The organism is Streptomyces sp. NPDC059255 (assembly GCF_042752355.1).
In the GTDB taxonomy this organism is placed as follows: domain Bacteria; phylum Actinomycetota; class Actinomycetes; order Streptomycetales; family Streptomycetaceae; genus Streptomyces.
In genome coordinates, this window is the sequence record NZ_JBHYZP010000001.1 from 357,961 (window position 1) to 376,801 (window position 18,841).

At 69.9% G+C, this 18,841-nt stretch carries 13 protein-coding genes, 1 other RNA gene and 1 pseudogene; 5 read left to right on the forward strand and 10 right to left on the reverse strand.

Going from position 1 to position 18,841, the window contains the following annotated elements; all coding sequences use genetic code 11:
• Positions 1–150: 150 nt before the first annotated feature.
• The 5 genes from ACFXKG_RS01575 to ACFXKG_RS01595 all read right to left on the reverse strand — a co-directional run bounded on the left by ACFXKG_RS01575 (position 151) and on the right by ACFXKG_RS01595 (position 6,948).
• Positions 151–1,119, reverse strand: coding sequence for an AraC family transcriptional regulator (locus tag ACFXKG_RS01575; RefSeq protein ID WP_384830541.1), 969 nt, complete (start codon positions 1,117–1,119; stop codon positions 151–153).
• A gap of 377 nt (positions 1,120–1,496) precedes the next feature.
• Complete coding sequence (locus tag ACFXKG_RS01580) at positions 1,497–3,860, reverse strand: pyruvate dehydrogenase (protein ID WP_384830544.1); 2,364 nt, start codon at positions 3,858–3,860, stop codon at positions 1,497–1,499.
• Between the two features lie 50 nt (positions 3,861–3,910).
• Positions 3,911–5,230 carry a CaiB/BaiF CoA transferase family protein gene (locus tag ACFXKG_RS01585; RefSeq protein WP_384830547.1) on the reverse strand — a complete coding sequence of 440 codons (1,320 nt, stop codon included), beginning with the start codon at positions 5,228–5,230 and terminating at the stop codon, positions 3,911–3,913.
• Positions 5,227–6,198, reverse strand: coding sequence for a hydroxymethylglutaryl-CoA lyase (locus tag ACFXKG_RS01590; RefSeq protein WP_384830550.1), 972 nt, complete (start codon positions 6,196–6,198; stop codon positions 5,227–5,229). The genes ACFXKG_RS01585 and ACFXKG_RS01590 overlap by 4 nt, the downstream gene beginning before the upstream one ends.
• A gap of 219 nt (positions 6,199–6,417) precedes the next feature.
• Positions 6,418–6,948 (reverse strand): flavin reductase family protein, encoded by a 531-nt coding sequence (locus tag ACFXKG_RS01595; RefSeq protein ID WP_384830553.1) that lies wholly within the window; start codon positions 6,946–6,948, stop codon positions 6,418–6,420.
• 359 nt (positions 6,949–7,307) lie between these two features.
• Between ACFXKG_RS01595 and ACFXKG_RS01600 the strand changes: the two genes are divergently transcribed.
• Both ACFXKG_RS01600 and ACFXKG_RS01605 read left to right on the forward strand, forming a co-directional pair.
• Complete coding sequence (locus ACFXKG_RS01600; RefSeq protein WP_384830556.1) at positions 7,308–8,624, forward strand: MFS transporter; 1,317 nt, start codon at positions 7,308–7,310, stop codon at positions 8,622–8,624.
• Between the two features lie 108 nt (positions 8,625–8,732).
• Positions 8,733–9,185, forward strand: a complete 453-nt coding sequence (locus ACFXKG_RS01605) for an alpha/beta hydrolase family protein (protein ID WP_384830559.1) — start codon at positions 8,733–8,735, stop codon at positions 9,183–9,185.
• Positions 9,186–9,284: 99 nt separating this feature from the next.
• Here the strand turns inward: ACFXKG_RS01605 and ACFXKG_RS01610 are convergent, their stop codons facing one another.
• Together ACFXKG_RS01610 and ACFXKG_RS01615 are read right to left on the reverse strand one after the other, a co-directional pair.
• On the reverse strand, positions 9,285–10,748 hold the full coding sequence (locus ACFXKG_RS01610) for a sensor histidine kinase (RefSeq protein ID WP_384830562.1): 1,464 nt from the start codon (positions 10,746–10,748) through the stop codon (positions 9,285–9,287).
• Positions 10,735–11,415 carry a response regulator transcription factor gene (locus ACFXKG_RS01615; RefSeq protein ID WP_384830565.1) on the reverse strand — a complete coding sequence of 227 codons (681 nt, stop codon included), beginning with the start codon at positions 11,413–11,415 and terminating at the stop codon, positions 10,735–10,737. Before ACFXKG_RS01615 ends, ACFXKG_RS01610 begins: the two co-directional genes overlap by 14 nt.
• A 128-nt stretch (positions 11,416–11,543) precedes the next feature.
• Between ACFXKG_RS01615 and ACFXKG_RS01620 the strand changes: the two genes are divergently transcribed.
• The 3 genes from ACFXKG_RS01620 to ACFXKG_RS01630 all read left to right on the forward strand — a co-directional run bounded on the left by ACFXKG_RS01620 (position 11,544) and on the right by ACFXKG_RS01630 (position 17,527).
• The gene (locus tag ACFXKG_RS01620; RefSeq protein WP_384830568.1) at positions 11,544–13,193 is read left to right on the forward strand and encodes a hypothetical protein; all 1,650 of its coding nucleotides are present in this window, start codon (positions 11,544–11,546) and stop codon (positions 13,191–13,193) included.
• A 467-nt stretch (positions 13,194–13,660) separates the two neighbouring features.
• Positions 13,661–15,394, forward strand: a complete 1,734-nt coding sequence (locus ACFXKG_RS01625) for a serine/threonine-protein kinase (RefSeq protein ID WP_384831729.1) — start codon at positions 13,661–13,663, stop codon at positions 15,392–15,394.
• A gap of 177 nt (positions 15,395–15,571) precedes the next feature.
• Positions 15,572–17,527, forward strand: coding sequence for an FHA domain-containing protein (locus tag ACFXKG_RS01630; protein ID WP_384830570.1), 1,956 nt, complete (start codon positions 15,572–15,574; stop codon positions 17,525–17,527).
• A gap of 173 nt (positions 17,528–17,700) precedes the next feature.
• Here the strand turns inward: ACFXKG_RS01630 and ffs are convergent.
• The 3 genes and pseudogenes from ffs to ACFXKG_RS01645 all read right to left on the reverse strand — a co-directional run bounded on the left by ffs (position 17,701) and on the right by ACFXKG_RS01645 (position 18,821).
• Positions 17,701–17,797, reverse strand: an RNA gene (gene ffs, locus ACFXKG_RS01635) — signal recognition particle sRNA small type.
• A gap of 290 nt (positions 17,798–18,087) precedes the next feature.
• Positions 18,088–18,399: pseudogene (locus ACFXKG_RS01640) on the reverse strand (nucleoside 2-deoxyribosyltransferase domain-containing protein); the annotation flags it as partial.
• Positions 18,396–18,821 (reverse strand): HIT family protein, encoded by a 426-nt coding sequence (locus ACFXKG_RS01645; RefSeq protein ID WP_384830573.1) that lies wholly within the window; start codon positions 18,819–18,821, stop codon positions 18,396–18,398. The gene ACFXKG_RS01645 and the pseudogene ACFXKG_RS01640, both read right to left, overlap by 4 nt.
• Positions 18,822–18,841: the final 20 nt, after the last annotated feature.

The following is an 18,841-nucleotide window of genomic DNA, read 5'->3' on the forward strand; positions in this document are numbered from 1 at the left end:
GAAGGGTGGCGGCCGGCTCCTATCCGTTCACGGACGGGCAAGGGCCGTTCAGTGCAGAGTTGTCCGATCCGTGTTCCGCGGCCCCGGTGTGCGGGCACGGCGGAACGGCGCCGGGCCGTCGTCGGCTCCGGCGCCCCTGGACGAGGCCGGTCAGCGCTGGAGCGTGACGGAAGGCAGTTCGTTGAACTGGTCCCGGTACTGCTGGGCGAACCGTGACTGGTGGAAGAACCCCCAGCGCATGGCGACGTCCGCGACACGGGTCTTCCGGGGGTCGCTGCGCAGCAGTTCGGCGCGGGCTTTGCCCAGCCGGATGCGACGCACATACGCCATCGGGGACTCCCCGAGCTGGTCCTGGAACGCGGCATGGAGGGTGCGGACGCTGACACAGCCGACCCGGGCGAGACTCTCGGGCGTTATCTCACGGTCCGCGTGCTCCTCGATGTAGGCCACCACCGAGGACAGCCGGCCGAGACGGCGCGTGTCCTCGGTGCCGGCCAGCGCGGCACTGAACTGGTGGCGGCCGGCGTGCAGCAGCGACGTGAGGACGTACGCCTCCAGCTGCTCACGCGCCAGCGGCATCGCCGCCAGCCCGGCGGGGTTGTCCAACTCGGTCGCGAGGAACTGCACCGACCGCAGCAGGGCGCGCCCGGAGGCGCTGGTCAGGTCGAGACCGAAGTCGAAGTCGATGACCGCGGTGACCGGCTGTCCGAGCAGGTCGGAGAGGTGCGACTCGAGACTGCTGCGCGGGATCTTCAGGATGAGCTGCTCGGCCTCGGGACTCCATCTCACCACGTTCGTCTGCACCGGAGACAGCACAACACCACTCCGATCGGCCACGGTGTGTTCGCGGCGGCCGTCGCTGCGGGAAGCGTCAGTCTCACCGCTGATGGTCAGGTTGACGTGGTAGCAGTACTCGGTCGCGGGCATCGTGAGCTGTGCCTCGGCCTGGTAGGTGAGGTAGCCCAACGTCACGCGGCGGTCACTCAGGGCGTTCAGGCGCATGTTCATCGCGTCCTGCGGGCCGACCAGTTCGTGAGGCAGGTAGATCCGGCTGACCGCCTCGCGGGCCTCTTCCAGGCTGTGCGTGTCGATCACCGGAGTAGACGCCAGGTACTCCATCGGACCCCCTCCGGGGGACATCTGCCGTGTCGTGAAGCCCACGAAATATAGCCGCGGGATCGTCCCCCTGGAAGCCATCGGTGGCGGCCGACCATCCGCTGAGTGCGGAACCACCCCAAAAACGGCCCGGTACCGTTGGGTCCGTCACCCGTCCGGCACCCGTCCGGCACCCGTCCGGCACCCGTCCGGCACCCGTCCGGCACCACGGAGGCTGCCGTGGAACCGCTCCGGTGGACGGCGGACACCGGAGACGGTGGATGGTGCGAGGGTGCCCTGGTCGGCTCCCCGACGGCGGCGAGGACACCTGGCAGCCGCCTGGTACGGCTCACGTGGCACGGTGCGCCGCAGGCCCGGGACCGCCGGGGCGGTCCCTCGGCCTACCGCCCCAGCAGCGTGAGCGCCGCGTCGAGAATGGCCTCGGTGCCAATGCCGTGCAGCTTGTACGCGTCGGCCAGGTCCGACGACTGCCCGAACTCGGTCACCCCCAGGCACCGGATGCGGTCCCCGCGGGCGCCCGCGAGGTAGGACAGCGTGTGCGGGTGGCCGTCCAGGACGGTGACCAGCGGCGCCGGGCGGTGTGGCGGGAACAGCTCGTCGATGATGTCGGACCCGCCGCCGACGGTCCGCGACCCGCGCTGCTGGAACGACCGGAACACCAGGTCGGGGCTGGTGAGGCAGACGACCCCGGCCTCGATCCCCAGCTCCGCCAGGGCGTCGGCCGCGGCGACCACCTCCGGCATGATCGCCCCGACACCGACCAGCGTGATCTGCTCCGGCGCCGGGCCCGGTGCCCGGAGACGGTATCCGCCGGCCACCGCCTGCAGGCGCCGCCGCTCCAGCAGCGCCGGGTCCTCCGGGAGCAGCGCCGGCGCGGGGTCGACGGGCCGCGTCGAGAGCCGGAAATAGGCGGAGATGCCACCAGGGACGCCGACCTGGTTCATCGCGTGCAGGAAGCACCACTCGAGGTCCTGCGCGAACGCCGGTTCCCACGCGACACAGGACGGCTGCTCCAGACCGATCGACGGTGTCGTGATCGACTGGTGGGCGCCGCCCTCGGGGGCCAGCGTCACTCCGGACGGGGTGCCGACCAGGATGGACTGCCCGCCGGCGTACATGCCGTAGCTCCACGGTTCCAGGGCACGTGACACGAACGGGTCGTACAGGGTCGCGATGGGGATGAGCCGCCGGCCCCACCGGGACCATGTCGCGCCCAGCTCGCCGGCGAGCGACACCAGGTTCACCTCGGCGATGCCGAGTTCGATGTGCTGACCGTTGGGGACCTCCGACCACCGCAGGACACGGTCGGTGTCGTCGGCGAACCAGTCGTGCCGCTCCGCGACCGACCACACCCCGGTCTTGTTGATCCAGCCGCCGAGGTTCGTCGACGACGCGACATCGGGGCTGCACGTCACCACCCGGGCGGCCACCTCCGGGGCGTCACGTACCAGGTCGGCCAGGAGCCTGCCGAGCGCGGCCTGGGTCGAGGAGGTCTTGCGATGCGGGTGCCCGAGCGAGGTCGGCACCGGGACGGGCGCGGACGTCGTGTGGGGCGAACGCCGGAGCAGCCGTCCGCGCCGGTCGCACACCTCGGCCGCCGCCGTACCGGTGTCGAACATACGCCACGGGTCCTCGAAGGGGACCCCGCACGATGCGGCCAGCGAGCGCATCTGCGCCTCGGTCAGCAGCGCGGAGTGGTTGTTCGGGTGCCCCTCGGTGGGCAGCCCGTGGCCCTTGACGGTGTAGGCGAACACGACCGTGGGCCGGTGCGTGTCGACGCCGTCGAACGTGTCGACCAGCAGCCCGAGATCGTGTCCGCCGAGGTCACGCACCGCAGTCGAGAGCTGGGCCGCGGTCAGGGAGTCCAGCAGCGCCCGGAGTTCGCCGGAGCCGCTCTCCCCGACGAGGCGTGCGGCGATCTCGGAGGAGTCGACGCGGAGGATCCTCTGGTACTCCTCGTTGGGCATCTCCTCGAGACGCCGCCGCAACTCCTCTCCGCCGGGACGCGCGAACAGCTCGCCGATGGTGCGGCCCCACTTCAGGACGACGACCTGCCAGCCGGCCGCGGCGAACATGCCCTGGAGCCGGGTGATCTGCATGTCCGGCACGATCCGGTCCAGCGACTGGCGGTTCAGGTCGACGACCCACAGCAGCTCCCCGAGCTTCGCCACCTGCGGGTCCGCGACTGCTTCCCAGATGGCACCCTCGTCGAGTTCCGCGTCGCCGAGCAGGCTCACGAACCGGCCCGCGGGCGGCGTGCCGGGGAACCGGGATGCGAGGTAGCGATGCGCGACGGCCGCCCACAGGGCCGCCGTCGCACCGATACCGACCGACCCGGTGGAGAAGTCGACCGTGTCGGGGTCCTTGACGCGTGACGGGTAGGACTGAAGGCCGCCTTGTGCCCGGAGCGTCGTCAGGTACTTCGGGTCGAGGTCGCCGAGCAGGTAGTTGATGGCGTGCAGGACCGGTGACGCGTGCGGCTTGACCGACACCCGGTCCAGGTCGGTCAGGTGGTGGAACCACAGGGCCACCATGATGTCGACCATGGAGGCGGACGACGCCTGGTGCCCGCCGACCTTGATACCGGTCTCGTTCGGGCGCCCGCGGTTGGCGGAGTCGATGATGGCGGCGGAGAGCCATAGCACTCGTCGGGAGATGTCACGCAGAGCGGCGACATCGGCTCCGCCGATGGACTGGTCCGGCACGCTCGTCGGCGTGGTGGTGGCCGGTGGGGGAGGTGTCATGGGTGCGCCGCTTCTTCTCGGTGGCGGGTGGGATCGGGTGCGCGTGAAGGTCAGAGAACGGGCGTCTCTCCCGCCTCGGCGTCCTGCTCGGCGTTGTCCCCGAGTTCGGCTGTCGCCTCCAGGCACGCCCGGCAGTTGCACGGACGCGCGAGCAGCTCGGAGACGATCTCGTGGGTGTGTTCACCGAGGTCCGGGCCCGGATGGGAGACCGGGACGGACCTCTGGTCCAGCACGGGCACGATGCCGGGGAACGCGACCTGGCGGGTCTCCCCGGCGACGTCGACCGGCAGTGTCTGCACCATGTCGCGGGCGGCGAACTGCTCGTCGACGACGATGTCCTTCGCGGTGTGGATCGGCCCGGCGGGCACACCGGCCGCCTCCAGGACGGAGAGGACCTCGTCGCGGGGGTACTTGCTCGTCCAGGACTCGATGGCCCGGTCGAGCTCGTCGCGTCGGGCCCAGCGGCCGGCGTTGGTCGCGAGTCCGGGGTCGTCGCGCAGGTCGGAGCGCCCGATGGCCTCCATGTAGCGGCCGAAGATGGAGTCGCCGTTTCCGGCGATGACGACGGAGTCGCCGCTGCCGCAGACGTAGGCGTTGGAGGGGGCGATCCCCTGCATCCGGCCGCCGGTGCGTTCCCGGAGGACGCCATGGGCGGAGTAGTCGGGGACAAGGGACTCCATCATGGAGAACACGGCCTCGTGGAGTGCCACGTCGATGTGCCGTTCCATGGGCGTCCAGGGCCGCAGGCCGTTCTTCCCGCGCCGGGCGCGGTCCAGCAGCGACATGACGACCCCGAACGCCGCGTAGAGGCCGGCGATGGAGTCCCCGATGGACACGCCGACCCGGGACGGAGGCCGGTCTCTCTCGCCGACGAGTTCCCGCATGCCGCCGAACGCCTCCGCGACGGCGGCGAACCCGGGCCGATGGGCGAGCGGACCGGTCTGACCGAAGGCGGAGACCCGCGCGACGACGAGTTCGGGGTTCGCGTCGGTGAGTGCCTGCGCGGTCAGCCCCCACTTGTCGAGGGTGCCGGGACGGAAGTTCTCGATGAGGGCGTCGGAGCAGGAGACCAGTTCGAGGACCGTCGCCCGCCCCTCGCCGGTCCGCAGGTCGAGCTCGATCGACTTCTTGTTCCGGTTGATGGTGCGGTACAGCATCGAGGTGTCGCCCGCGAACAGGCGCCAGTTGCGGAGTTCGTCCCCGGTACGGGGCCGCTCGATCTTGATGACCTCGGCGCCGAAGTCGGCCAGCAGGCGGCCCGCAGTGGGCGCGGCGATGAAGTTGCCCAACTCGATGACACGGATGCCCGCCAGGGGCAGCACGTCGATCAAGGCATGGGGAGAGTCCGGATCGTGGGCTGCGCGGCTCACTGCACGGTGCCTTCCTTGTCGGGCGCGGGAACGGCCGGGGTGAAGTCGCCGGCCCGGACGAGCAAGCCCTGGGGTGAGCTGTCGAGCTGGTCACCCAGCCAGGTCCCGACCTGGGCGAGGGCGTCGATGTCGCAGTGGCCGGTGCCGGCCGGCGGGACGCCTTCCCCGCGGAGGAGGTAGGTGAGGTCCTCGGTCGCGATGTTGCCGGTGGCGGCGGGCGCGAACGGGCAGCCGCCGAACCCGCCGACGGACGCGTCCAGCGCGATGACCCCGCCGGGGAGGCCCCCTACGGCCGTATCGAGGTGTGCGGCGGCGACGGCGTTCGCGTAGCCGGTGTTCCGGGTGTTGTGGAAGTGGAATCGGAGCTTGCGGATACGGTCGTCGCCGACCGCCAGCGCGGCCAGTTCACGGACCTGGCGGGGGACCCCGACGCCGATGGTGTCCGCGAACGCGATCTCGTCCGGTTCGATCTCGGCCGCACGGAGCAGCACGTCCGAGACCTGTCCGGTGGAGACCGGCCCGGAGAACGGGCAGCCGAACGCGACCGCGAGGGTCAGGCTGACGCGCATACCGGCGCCGCGGGCGACCTGCGCGGCCGCGGCGGCGTGGTCGAGCATCGCGTCGACGGTGAGGTTCTGGTTCCTGGTGGAGAAGGCATCGGTGACGGGGATGACGATGTTGACCTCGGTGCACGGGGTCTGTGCGGCCCGTTCGGCACCGCGGCGGTTGAGGACGAGGCCGATGTAGGACACCCCAGGGTCCTGCGGCACCTTGGCCATGACCTCCTCGGCGCCGGCCATCTGCGGGACGAGGTCGGGCCGGACGAAGCTGACCGCCTCGATGCGGCACGCTCCTTGGCCGACCAGACGCCTGATGAGCTCCACGCGGGTGCCGACGTCGAGCGGCCTCCTCTCATTCTGGAGGCCGTCGCGTGGGCCGACCTCGACAAGTTCGACAGTCGTAGACATATCCGCGTTCTCCATGCTGGTTCGAGGATGGCGGGGCCGGGGGCGCACCCGGCCCCGGCTCACGACTGATGCCGGTCCGCGCCGGGTGACGAGGGCCCGGGGCCGGCGGACCGACCCGGCGGGATCGTCTGCGATCCGGCGAGGTCAGGCCCCGTGGGCCTGACGAGCGGCACGCCGCGGCGACGTGGGGCGATCCGGCGGTGTCCCCGGCGTCGCCTGTCAGGCCGCCCAGTAGGCCCGCGGGTAGGAGCCGCGGTAGTAGAGCAGGGGGTTCCGCCCGATGTCGTGGTCGAGTGCGGTGACCTGACCGATGACGACCGTGTGGTCGCCGCCGTCGTACTCGCGCCACAGATCGCACTCGACCCAGGCGGTGACCCCGTCCAGGACGGGCGAACCGTTGGGCGAGGGCGTCCAGTCGACGCCTGCGAACTTGTCGGTCCCCGACCGGGCGAACCTGTTCGACAGCTCGGCGTGGTCGTCGGCGAGGACGTTGACGGCGAACCGGCCCACCTTTCGGATGCGGGGCCAGGTCGTGGAGGTGCGAGCGGGACTGATGGAGATCAGCGGCGGCTCGAGCGAGAGCGAAACGAACGACTGGCAGGTGAAGCCCACGGGCTCGGCGTCGGCCTGGTCGCTCAGTGCGGTGACGACGACAACACCCGAACAGAACGCGCCCATCGTGGCGCGCAGGATCTCGGGGGTGATCGCGTCGGCTGCTGCGTGTCTCAGCGGGGTGGTGAAGCGATTCATGCCGAACAGCGTCGTCCACATGGCACCGGCCGCCTATCCACTCGCGGCAGACTCCGATCCGGTCTGTGCGAGGGTTCCGGTCGCCACGCGGGGACGGCGGCGGCCGGGCGCCCGCACGGGTGCCGGTCCTCGAACCGTCCTCGACCGCCGTACCGGCGATCTTGCGCCACACCTCGTCGAGGTGATCGCGGATGGCCGGCGGTCGTCGGTGCGCTCAGCGGTGCGGTCGTCGGCGGTACGGATCGTGGAGCGGCGAACCGTCGTCCTGACCGTCGCGCAAGCCGCGCTTCAGCGTCGCCCCATACGGTCGCGCCCGGAGTCGCCCTCGGGTGAGTGGCGGCGATCACTGAAGGGGTGTCATGGAGATCCCGGTACGGCTGCGACAGGCCCGGTCCGCGCTGCTCCTGGTCTTTCTCGTCCACGGCGCGGTCTTCGCCCTGCTGGTCACGCGTATCCCGGCGATCCAGGACCGGTACGGGCTCAGCGACGCCGCGCTCCCGATGTTTCTCGCCGCCGTGCCGATTCTGGCCGGCGTCGGCAGCGTCACCGTCTCGCGTGTGGTGCGCAAGGTTCCCGCCTCCGTGGTGGTACGCGTGCTCCAGCCCCTGATCTGTCTGTGCCTGGTCGGGGTCGGGGCGGGCGAGTCCGTCCAGCAGCTCGTGGCCTGCCTGGGCGCCTTCGGGCTGCTGGTGGGCGCCATGGAGGCGAGCCTGAACATGACGGGCGTCGGGATCCAGCGCGGCTACGGCCGCAGCATCATGCTGGGCTTCCACGGTTCCGCCAGCCTCGGCGGCATCCTCGGTGCCCTGCTCGCCTGGGCCGGGGCCAACTGGCACCTCTCCCTGTTCGCCCTCTTCGCCGGTTCGGTCACCCTGCTGCTGCCGTTCGCGGTGTCGGTCGGCCCGCGCCTGACCCGGCAGCCGGACGAGCCGGGCACGGTGACCGGCGGCGGTGCCGCGGCCGAACCGGCCGCGCAGCTCCCGTCCACGGAGCCTTCGTCCGCGCAGTCCTCCTCCCCACGGCCCGCTCGCCCGCGCGGCGTCCCGTGGAAGCCGCTGCTGCCGCTCTGCCTGATCATGACCGTGGCTGTCATCGCCGACTCCACCGCCAGCAACTGGAGCGCCAAGTTCCTTGAGGACACGCTGCACAGCTCGGAGGCGATGGCGACCGTACCGTACGCCCTCTACATGGCGGCCACCCTCCTGGGACGCAGTCTCGGGGACGGCTGGGTGCAGCGGTGGGGTGCGGTGGCCGTGGTGCGGGTGGGCGCCCTGCTCTCCGCCGTGGGGTTCGCCGTCATCGCCGCCGCGCCGGAACCCCTGACCGGCGCGTTCGGTTTCGCCGTCCTCGGCGCGGGGCTGTCCGTGATCCTGCCTCAGCTCTTCGTCGTCGGTGCGCAGCGGCTGCCGGGGGCGGTGGACACCGCCGTGGCCCGCGTCAACCTCTTCAACTACGTGGGCTTCCTGATCGGTCCGCCCCTGGTCGGGGCCGTCGGGGCAGCCGTCTCGTACCGGGCGGCCATGTGCGTGCCGCTGCTGCTCATCCTGGGCGTCCTCCTCGTCGCCGGCTCCCTGGCCCAACCGGACCCGGTCGACCCCGGCTCCGAATCGGGCTCCGGCCCCGAATCCGCCCCGCCCGTCCCGCGGCCCGGGACGACCACGACGAACGCCGGCTGACGGCACCGCGCCGGCACCACAGGAAGAGCCCGGCCGGCAGGGACGGAGACACGCTTTCAGCCCTGTGTCGCCTCGATCTGTCCGGGGCAGGAGGGGAACCAGGAGTAGGTGGAGGCCGCCGCTGTACTGCTGCGTTCCGCGTCACAGGATCCCGACAACGACGAGGATGTCGGCGCTGATGACGCCAGTGAAACCCGCGAGGAAGCCGAACGGCTGCGGGAAGGGATTCCGACGGAGTGGCGCGGTGCTGCGACGAGCTTTTACCAAGGCCGAGCGGACGGTCCGGTGATTTCCCCTGGCTCGGGGAGTGGGTCTGCTCACCGCTGCTGCGAGGTCGACGACATCACCGCACCGATGCTGCTGATCCACGGCGCCAACGATGTTCGCGTCGCTCGCCGCCACTCCGACCGCATCGTCGATGCGCTGCGCGCCCGCGGCGCCGAGGCCGAGTACCTGCTGAACAAGGCCGAGGGCCACTGGTTGATCAACCCGGACAGCAACATCGAGCTGTACCGCACGATCGAGCGCTTTCCTGCCCGGCACCTGGCGGGCGGTCCTTGACCACGTCCGCACCCGGGGAGGTCGGTCGGGCGACCTGAGGTGAGTGTTTGTCACAACTCGCTGAACAGTACGGACAGCCTCTCCCCGAGAGGATCCGCCTCACACCGGCGCTCGGGGGAGGCGTAGTTGGAAGCATGCTCCGAGGGTGCGGGGGGTGAGGGTGAGGGTGAGGGTGCCTTGGTGGCGGTGGGCGAGGTCGCGGGCGATGGCGAGGCCCAGGCCGGTGCCGCCGTGGTCGCGGGAGCGGGCGTCGTCGAGTCGGACGAAGCGTTCGAAGATGCGCTCGGCGTCTTCGGTGGGCACGCCGGGTCCGTCGTCGTGGACTGTGAGGATGATCCAGGTGTCGTGGTCCCGGATGGTGATCTGGATGCGGTGTGCGGCGTGGCGGGCGGCGTTGTCGAGGAGGTTGCGCAGCAGCCGCTCGTATTCGCCGGGGTTTCCGTGGACGGGGGCGGGGCCGGTGCTGTCGCAGGTGAGCGTCAACTGCTTCTCGGAGAGGGAATGTTGCTCGGTGAGCTGGGAGGCGAGGGCTGTCAGGTCGACGGTGTGGGGGTCGGTTGTGGGGGCGCGGGTGTCGAGGCGGGCGAGGAGGAGGAGGTCTTCGGCGAGGGCGTGGAGGCGGCGGGTCTGCCGTGCGGCGGTGGTGGCTGCGGCGGGCCAGTCGGTGTGTTCGGGGTAGGCGAGGGCGACTTCGAGGCTGGCGAGGAGTGTGGTGAGGGGGCTGCGTAGTTCGTGGGCGGCGTCGGCGACGAAGCGGCGTTGTTGGGCGGCGGCGTTGTCGAGGCGTTGGAGGGTGGTGTTGATGGTGGTGGCCAGGGCGGTGATCTCGTGTCCCGTGGCGGGGACGGTGACACGTTCGCGGGGGTCGTTCGCGGTGACCGAGGCGGTGAGGACGCGGATGGCTTCGACCGGCCGCAGCGCGATACGGACGGTGAAGTAGGCGGCGGCGGCGATCAGTACGAGGCTGACGAGTCCGGCCCGCAGCAGCAGACGGTCGATGGTCTCGGTGATCGCCTCGGCCGTGTGCGGGAGCACCACCACATAGACCCGCAGTGTGGCGTCGGCGGCTACGCCCAGAGCGGCGACTTGGTCGCTGCTGAGCTCAGCGGCCCAGATATCGGCTGTGAAGACCTGGTTGGTGCCGCCGGCCACGGAGAGGTTGTCATGGGGGTCGTAGTCGGGGTTCGCAGGTAGGCGGACGGTAGTGATGAGCTCGGCCCTCATGGTCTTCGGCGGGGCGGGCATCACGTGGCGGGTGCCGGGATCGAAGTCGGCCATGCCTCCGCCGTAGGCGACGGCGGAGCGCCGGCCGGTCGCGACGACCTCGTACGGCACGGTGCTTCTGGTGTCGGGAATGACACCCTTGCTCAGCTGATCGCAGAGAGTCCAGAGCTGTGCCTTGGCCTGGTCTTCGGCGATCTGCGTGCTCCGGTGGTAGACGTCGCGGTGTACCCACCAGCCGGTGCCGGCCAGGATGACGGCGGCGGTCGCGGCGGCGGCCAGGGCTGTGCGGGCCCGTACGGAACGCGGCCACCAGCGGCGGCGCGGCTCAGTCGCGTTCACGGTCGTCCACGAGTCGGTAGCCGGTGCCCCGTACGGTCTGCAGGGACTGCCGGTGGAACGCGGCGTCGACCTTCTTGCGGAGGGCGCTGACGCGTGCTTCCACCAGGTTGGGGTCCCGGGCTTCGTCGGGCCACGCGTGGTAGAGCAGATCTGTCTTGGAGACCGCCTGGCCCGCCCGGCGGGCCAGCAGTTCCAGCACGGCGAACTCCCGGGGGGTGAGTTCCACCCGGGCCCCGGCCCGGCGGCAGATTCGGCCGGCGACGTCCAGCGAGAGGTCGCCCACGGCAAGGACGGGCGGGGCGAGGGTGGCGGCTCGTCTGACCAGGGCCCGCAGTCGGGCGACGAGAACCAGGTAGGAGAAGGGTTTGGCGAGGTAGTCGTCGGCCCCCGTGTCCAGGGCCTCCGCCTGGTCCCACTCCCCGTCCTTGGCGGTGAGTACCAGGATGGGGGTCGCGTTGCCCTCCCTGCGCAGCTGGGCGCAGACCTTGTAGCCGTTGAGTCCGGGCAGCATCAAGTCCAGGACGACAAGGGCGTATTCGCCGGTCCTGGCCATCCACAGTCCCTGCCGGCCGTCATGGGCGAGGTCGACGCTGTAGCCCTCCGCGGTCAGACCGGTGTGCAGGGTGCGGGCAAGGTCCACCTCGTCCTCGACCACCAGGATGCGCATGTGATGCAGCCTCGCACACCGCGAGCCCGCCTTCCTGATCGGCCGATCAGGTTGGATCAGCAACCGGTCAACGAGCCCCGGGCACGCTGCGGAGAGTCCTCGCCGCTGCTGAAAGGCCCTGTCTCCCGATGTCCGTTGATGAACGTGGCCCCGTCGGCTCCACCGTCTCGGCGGTCCAACTGCCGGTAGAGAGTGCTCTTGCCGGCAGATTCGCATGGGCACGTACACGCTGGCGCAGACATCACGTCCCGATTGCGGCTACCACCGTAGCCCTGCCGCTGTATGCGGTATGGGCCGCCTGTCTGGCGACAGGCGGCGGTGATCTCGCCGCGCAGCTTTCCTGGGCGGATTTCGTCTCCCGGCACCCCGGATCCCCCTACAACCTGGGCTGGTACGGGGGCATCCATGTCGGCAACTACAGTGTCATTGCACCGCAGTTGATGGCTCTTCTCGGTGTGCGGACTGTCACCGCGGGGGCGGGCGTCATTGCCTCGTGGTTCGTGGGGCGTGTGTTCGTACGTAGCGGAGTAAGTCGTCCGCTGTGGCCCGCCCTCCTGGCGGTCCTGTCCCTCTGGGCGAATGTCGCGTCGGGGCGCTCGACTTTCGCACTGGGCGTGACTCTGGCACTGGTGTCCTGCCTTGGCCTGGCAGGTTCCAGTAGGCGCTTGGTACTTGCATCGGCGTTCAGCGCCCTGGCGACTCTGGCCAGTCCTGTCGCAGGGCTGTTCCTCCTGGTTCTTGGGGCAGGGTGGCTCTTGAACCGGGATATGGGAAGAGCTGTCGCTGTCTGTGCGCCGCCTGTCGCCGTGGTCGCTCTGACAACCTTGCTCTTCCCTTTCAGTGGCGTAATGCCCATGGCGATGGGTGACATCTGGAAGCCGACCCTCTTCGGAATCGTTCTGGCGCTGCTCGCACCGCGGGAGTGGAGGACTCTACGTTTCAGCTCGGCGGTTTATGCGGCAGGTGTGGTTTTGACCGGACTGATTTCTTCGCCTGTCGGTTCCAACGTCATCCGTCTCGCTGAACTGTTCGGGCCTCCGGTGCTTCTCTGCGTGCTGCTCGAGCGTGGCGTTCGTATGGTGTCAAGGGTGGCTGTCGGGCTTTCCCTCGCTCTTTCTGTGCAGTGGGTGACAGCACACGCTGTTCATGTGCTCGATATGTCGACACCTGTGCCGTCTTGGGCGTCCCACACGCAAGGTGTACTGAAAGCGCTCGACCGTTTGCACGCGGAACGCACTCGTGTGGAGGTAGTGCCTGCTGTCAACCATCGTGAAACCACCGTACTCGGTCCTCACGTGAATCTGGCACGGGGATGGAATCGTCAGCTCGATGTGGAACGTGGGGATCTTTTCTATGAAAACCGGTTCACGGTCGGGAAATATCGCGCATGGCTCGACAAGTGGGCGGTAGGTTATGTCGTCGTGCCGGAGGGGGAGCCGGACTGGGCGGCAAGAGACGAAGCCGAGCTCGTCCGCAGCAGGCCGAGCTGGCTGGAGCCGGTATGGCACGACTCCCGGTGGCGGATCTATCGGGTGAAGGGTGCCCGTCCCATTCTCTCAGGTGCGGATGCGTCAGTCGTCAGCAGCGACAATGCAAACATTACGGTGCAAGTCTCCGAACCTGGCCTGGTCAGGTTGCGTATCCCGTATTCCCCCTGGCTGCGCACCAGCGCTGGTTGTGTCGAGCGTGATGGTCATTGGACCCGATTCAAGGTTTCCGCACCAGGACTGTATGAAATCGGCAGCTCCTATGCCGTGCCTTGGCAAAGGAACTGCTGACGAGAGACATCCCTTCCGGCCGACTGAGGCGCCGGCCCTTGATGGTGGCCATGCTCGCCCGCCGAGGCGGCGGATCTCGGCATGGGTGGTGTTGTGGCAGCGCTTCCATCGCCGAAGGGATCGGTGAGGACCTGGCCGTTCATGCCGTGGCGTTGGTGTTTCCGGGGTGGCACGGGCTGTCGGCGGCGAGACCGGCAGCCGCGTCCATCGGTTCCGTTGTTAAGCTACGAAGACCAACAGGGCCTTCCCGTACTGCAGTTGACGGCCATGCGGTGAGGAACGGGAGCGTCATGGCGCACGGGGGATGGCCGGTCCACCGGCGACGGCGGCCCTCGCGTGCAGGGGAGAACAGGAGTGGCGGAGCGATGACATCCGATCAGGCGGGAGACGTCCGGGCGGATCCGTCCGTTCCCAAGGATCAGGGGCGGGAAGTCCCTTCCCGGCGCGAGGACATCGCGTCCTCGGGCATGAGCCCTGACCGGGTCGTGGCCGGCCGCTACCGTCTGCTCGCCCCTCTCGGAGAAGGCGGCATGGGCACCGTGTGGCGCGCCCGCGACGAGGTGCTGCACCGGGAGGTCGCCGTCAAGGAGGTCCGGGCTCCGGCCGGACTGCCCAGCGCCAAGGTGGAGCGTCTGTACACGCGGCTGGAGCGCGAGGCGTGGGCCGCGGCGCGTGTCACCGCCCGCAACGTGATCACCATCCACGACGTGGTCAGCGACGAGGACCGCCCGTGGATCGTGATGGAGCTGGTTCGTGGCCGATCGCTCGCCGACCGGTTGGAGGCGGAGGGCTCGTTGGCACCGCGGGAGGCCGCGCGGATCGGCGCGGAGGTCCTGGCCGCGCTCCAGGCCGCGCACGAGGCGGGGGTGTTGCACCGTGACGTAAAGCCGGCCAATGTCCTGCTCGCCGACGACGGCCGGGTCGTGCTCAGCGACTTCGGGATCGCCGTGATCCAGGGGGACTCGGCTCTGACGATGACCGGTGAGGTCGTCGGCTCCCCCGAGTACCTCGCCCCGGAACGGGCGCTGGGCCGCATGCCGGGACCCGCCTCGGACCTGTGGTCTCTCGGCGTGCTGCTCTACGCCGCCGTCCAGGGCCGTTCTCCCTTCCGGCGCAGCAGCGCCCTGACCACCCTGCGCGCCGTCGTCGACGACGAACCGTCCGTCCCGCACCGGGCCGGAGCGCTCGTCCCCGTCATCGAGGGCCTGTTGCGCAAGGACCCGGACGAACGGGCCTCGCTCGCGCGGACGGTGGAGGACCTGCGGCTCGTGGCCGCGGGCGGTACGCCGGGGGCAGACCTCACGGCGACGGACACCGTGGATCTGCCGACGGACGGTGTGGGCACCGACGCACCCACGCAGTCCCACGACGATGTGGAGACGGCCACCACGGACGTACCCACCGTCACCACCGAGACACGCGCCGACGCGCCGGCCGGTACCTCGGCCGGTACCTCGCCCGGGACCGGCGGGACATCGGCCGAAACCGCTCCGGCCGCCGTCGCTCACACGCCCACGGTCGCATCTCCCCCGGCAGCCCTCTCCCCGCCCCCGGTCGCGCCGCAGGGGCCGCCGCCTCACCCCGTTGCCACACCCACGGCCTCCACCGCCGCGACGCCCGCGCCCTCGACTGCGGCTGCGGCTGCCGTGCCCACCGGTAGGCCGCGACGCAGCCGGCGTACCGTGTACGCCCTGGTGGCGGCGGGAGGCGCCCTCGCCCTGCTGCTGGGCGGACTCGGGTATGCCCTGACGAGCGGGGACACGGATCAAGGGGGCAACGGGTCGCCCACGGCGGGTTCCGGCTCCCCCTCACCACAGAATCCGGACGCCGCCGCGGAAAACGAGGAAGCGGACATCGCGGCCGAACTGCCGGTCAAGGTGTCGGTCACCGGAGAGAACCTGACGTACGCGGGCAGTTGCCCGACGCCCCAGGGGCAGGCCCCCTCCTTCACCGCCACCTTCGAGGCGACGGAACTGCCCGCGCGGTTCACCTACCGATGGGTGTCGACGGGAGGGCAGGTGGTCGATCCCACCTGGCGTGCGCTGTCGTTCGTGGAGGGCGGTCCTCGCACCCATCAGGAGACGGTGCGCGTGACGACCTGGGCGGAGGCGGGGACGCTGTCGACCGCCATGGGTGTGGAGTTCAAGGCAGCCACGCAGACCGTGTCCGACGCGGTCCCGTTCTCCATCACTTGCCAGTGACGGTCCGGGAGCAGCCCGCTCCCGGACCGGCAGGTCCCTTCCGTCCTGGAAGGCAGGACCCGTTGAACCGAACGCGCCTCGGGGGCATTCGGCCGGCGGGTCAACTCGTCCTACGCCGGGGTCGCCGCGTCGCGCGCGCCCCACCCAGGCACCACAGCATGTACCCAAGGAGTACGAGTGACGTCGGTCATCGTGGGACGCACAGGTCCCTTCACCGGTCAGAGTGTGGTACTGGGCACCGCACCTCTGCGGTTCGGACGCAAGAGCGACAACGATGTGATCATCGTCAGCACCAGCGCCTCCCGTCTGCACGCCGAGATCGTGGAGGAGGGTGACGCACGCGTTCTGCACGACCGCGACAGCAGAAACGGCACCTACGTCAACGAACGGCGCGTCGCACGGCATGTCCTGAGCCCGGGCGACGTCATCCGGATCGGGGACGAGACCTTCCTGTTCGAGACACAGGAGGCCATGGAGACGGTCTTCGACGTCTCCCAGATCGACCTGCCCCGGTCGAGCGCCCCGGCGAACCCGGACGACCTGCGTGTCACGGTCGTCGGCGGTGGCCCTGTCGGTCTGGCCTTCGCCCTGATGCTGGAGAGCGCGCTGGAGGGGCGTGTGAGCATCACCGTCCACGACGGGCGTTGGCTGACGTCCGGCTCGACCGTGGTGTGGAAGGACGAGTCGCACGGTAACGTCCGCCGGCAGCAGGTCGTGACCATCCAGAGCAGGCAGTACCTGGCGCTGACCGAGGAGATGCAGTCCGCGCTCTTCGACTCGGGCGGCTTCTCGGAGATGTGGCCCGTCGGGCCGGACTCGGTCGACGGCAGACCTCCGCGCAACATTCCCATCGCCTCTGTCGAGGACCGGCTGCTGAAGCTGGCCAACACCAAGCCGTCCATCCGCCTCGTGCCGAAGCGGTTCGACCCGCGGGAGGACGAACACCGGCTCTCGTCCCAGCACGTCCTGGCCATCTGTGACGGCGGACGATCCCGCACGCGTGAGTACTACGGCGACCGCTTCGGTGCGGCCGACGCCTCCGTGTACTCCCTCGACGGCGAACACCTGCAGGACGTGGTGCTGGGACTGAAGGTCAAGTCACCGCTCAGTGACCCGATGAGTGTTCTGCTGACCGTCTCGCAGAACAGGTTCCTGCTCAACTCGCTGCACGGCGAGGGCTTCCTGAACATGAGGCTCACGCGTGAGGAGACCAAGAACGTGGTCGGCATCGATCCCGTCCGTCAGGTCTTCGAGGAATGCATCGCCGCACGCCCCTGTGTGATGAGCCGTCACGAGGACAACGAGTTCGTCTGTCCCACCCACGGCACACTCTTCCTCCCCGCCCTGCTGCGCGGCTCGCCCCTGTGGAAGCGGATCCGGGAAGGTCTGAAGCTGTTCGGTGTGGCCGAGGACGACCTCAGCGCGATCACGTCGTTCAGGTTGGACATGGTGCAGCGCCCCCGCTTCACCGCTCAACTCCACAGTCCCACGTCGAGCAGCCCGGGGACCTACGGCTTCCTGCTGGGCGACGCGGCCAACGCCATCCACTTCTGGCCCGGCCGGGGCCTCAACAGCGGTCTGGCCTCGGCGACTTCACTGGCCCGTTCACTCAGCCGCACCTGGCAGGGCCGACCGCTGCGCGACGCCGACTTCATCCGGCACGAGGCCGCGATGTCCATGCTCCAGTACCGCCACAAGAGCCGCGCCTGGAACGCCATGGTCACCACCGACGAGCAAGGTGCCTCGCACGCCATCAAGGACGTCATCGCCCGGAGCACGGAGCAGCAGGCGGCACCCGGTCCCGTGGCCGACTCCCCGACGGAACAGCCCGACCTGGAAGCCCTGTTGGAGCGCATGCAGGCGATTCGTGAACGCCTCGCGGCCCGCCTTCCCGGCATGCCCACCGATCAGGAGCTCCGCGACCATCTCTCCGCTCTCGCACCGGCGACCTTGCGGACACTGCAGGCGAGCGGCGCCTGGGACACGCTGATCGTCGGAGGCGAGGAGGCCGACATCGACCTCTTCTACCAGACCGACGCACCCGTCTACGTCCCCGCCCCCGCCCCCGCCGACCCGCGCACCCTCACACCCCGGTCAGGCTCCCCGGAGCTCAACCTCTCGAACTCCGCTTGACATCGGCGTCTCTCCCGGTGCCCCGGGAAGCGCGCCGAACGGCGCGTCCGGGGCACCGGAAGTGCAGGCATCCTCGCAGCCGGGACGCACACCGCCGTACCGCCCCTTCGCCGTTGTCCCGCGGCGAAGGCGAGGCACAGCCGGCGCGCCCACCGACAACGTGGATCGTGGAAACAGAGAACCCCCCACGTACCCGCCAGAGCCGACCTACCCTTGCTGCCGGCAGGCTCTGGGGGAGTTCAGTCAGATAGCGCCACGTGAGGGGCCGACCCCAACTGTAGCTGATCGGTGGCTTCCTGGAAGACCGTGGACCGGGTTTCCGAGCCGCCCCTGGGGTCGAGACTCACGGATGGTCGGTGCGGGTCCGGATCGACCGACGGGCGGGCAGCGACGATGTCCAGAGCAGCGGTCACGGTCTCGGCGAGCGTGTCGAGCACCGGGACGCCGTGGCGCCCGGCGACGTAGATGAGGTAACGGTTGCGTTCGGGGTTGGGGCAGGTCGGCGGGCAGCCCAGGACCGCGCGGCCGGTGGCGACGTCGAGCCCGAACTCGACGTTGGTGGTGAAGCCCGGCAGGGTGCGCAGGTCTCGGGGGATCCAGAAGAGGATGGCGTCGGCGGCGGCGCGGGCGTCGGTCTCCCAGCCGACCTGGTCGTCGTAGTGCGCTGCGTACTTTCCTTCCCTGGACTCCGGGGTGAGCACGGTCAGCGGCTGCTCGCCGGCCCACTGAGCGGCAAGTTCCGTGATGGCGGAGGGGCGCCAGGACTCGACGTCGCCGTCGGCACGGGGAGTGGGACCGGCGAGAAAGACCTTCGGGCCGGAGGCCGGGACGGGCTCGCGGGCAAAGACGATGGTGAGGTTGTCGCTCGTCACCGCGTGCCTCCGGCCTTCCGCGCGGCCTCTTGCCGAGGTGTCCAGGGCAAGGGCAGGCCGTCGCCGCCCTCGCGGGGCACCACGTGCAAGTGAAGGTGAAAGACGCTCTGCGTCGCAGCGGAGCCTTTCGACGTGATGATGTTCGCGTCCTGGTGTTCGGCCATCAGCTCGGCGGCGCAGGCCATCGTGCGGGCGGAGACCGCGAAGTCGGCGCCGGCGTCGGTGACGTGGGCGCGGGGGATGACCAGGACATGGCCCTCGTTCACTCCGTCCAGCGGACGGATGGCGATCACGTCCGGCCACTCCCGCACGAAGGTGGCCGGTGCTTCCCCGGCTGCGATGGCGCAGAACACGCATGGTGAGGGCTGATCAGAGATGGTGGGGCTCTCCTGTTCCTGGTCGGGGTGGGGCCGTGCGCTCATCCTGTTCTCCCGGCAGGGCT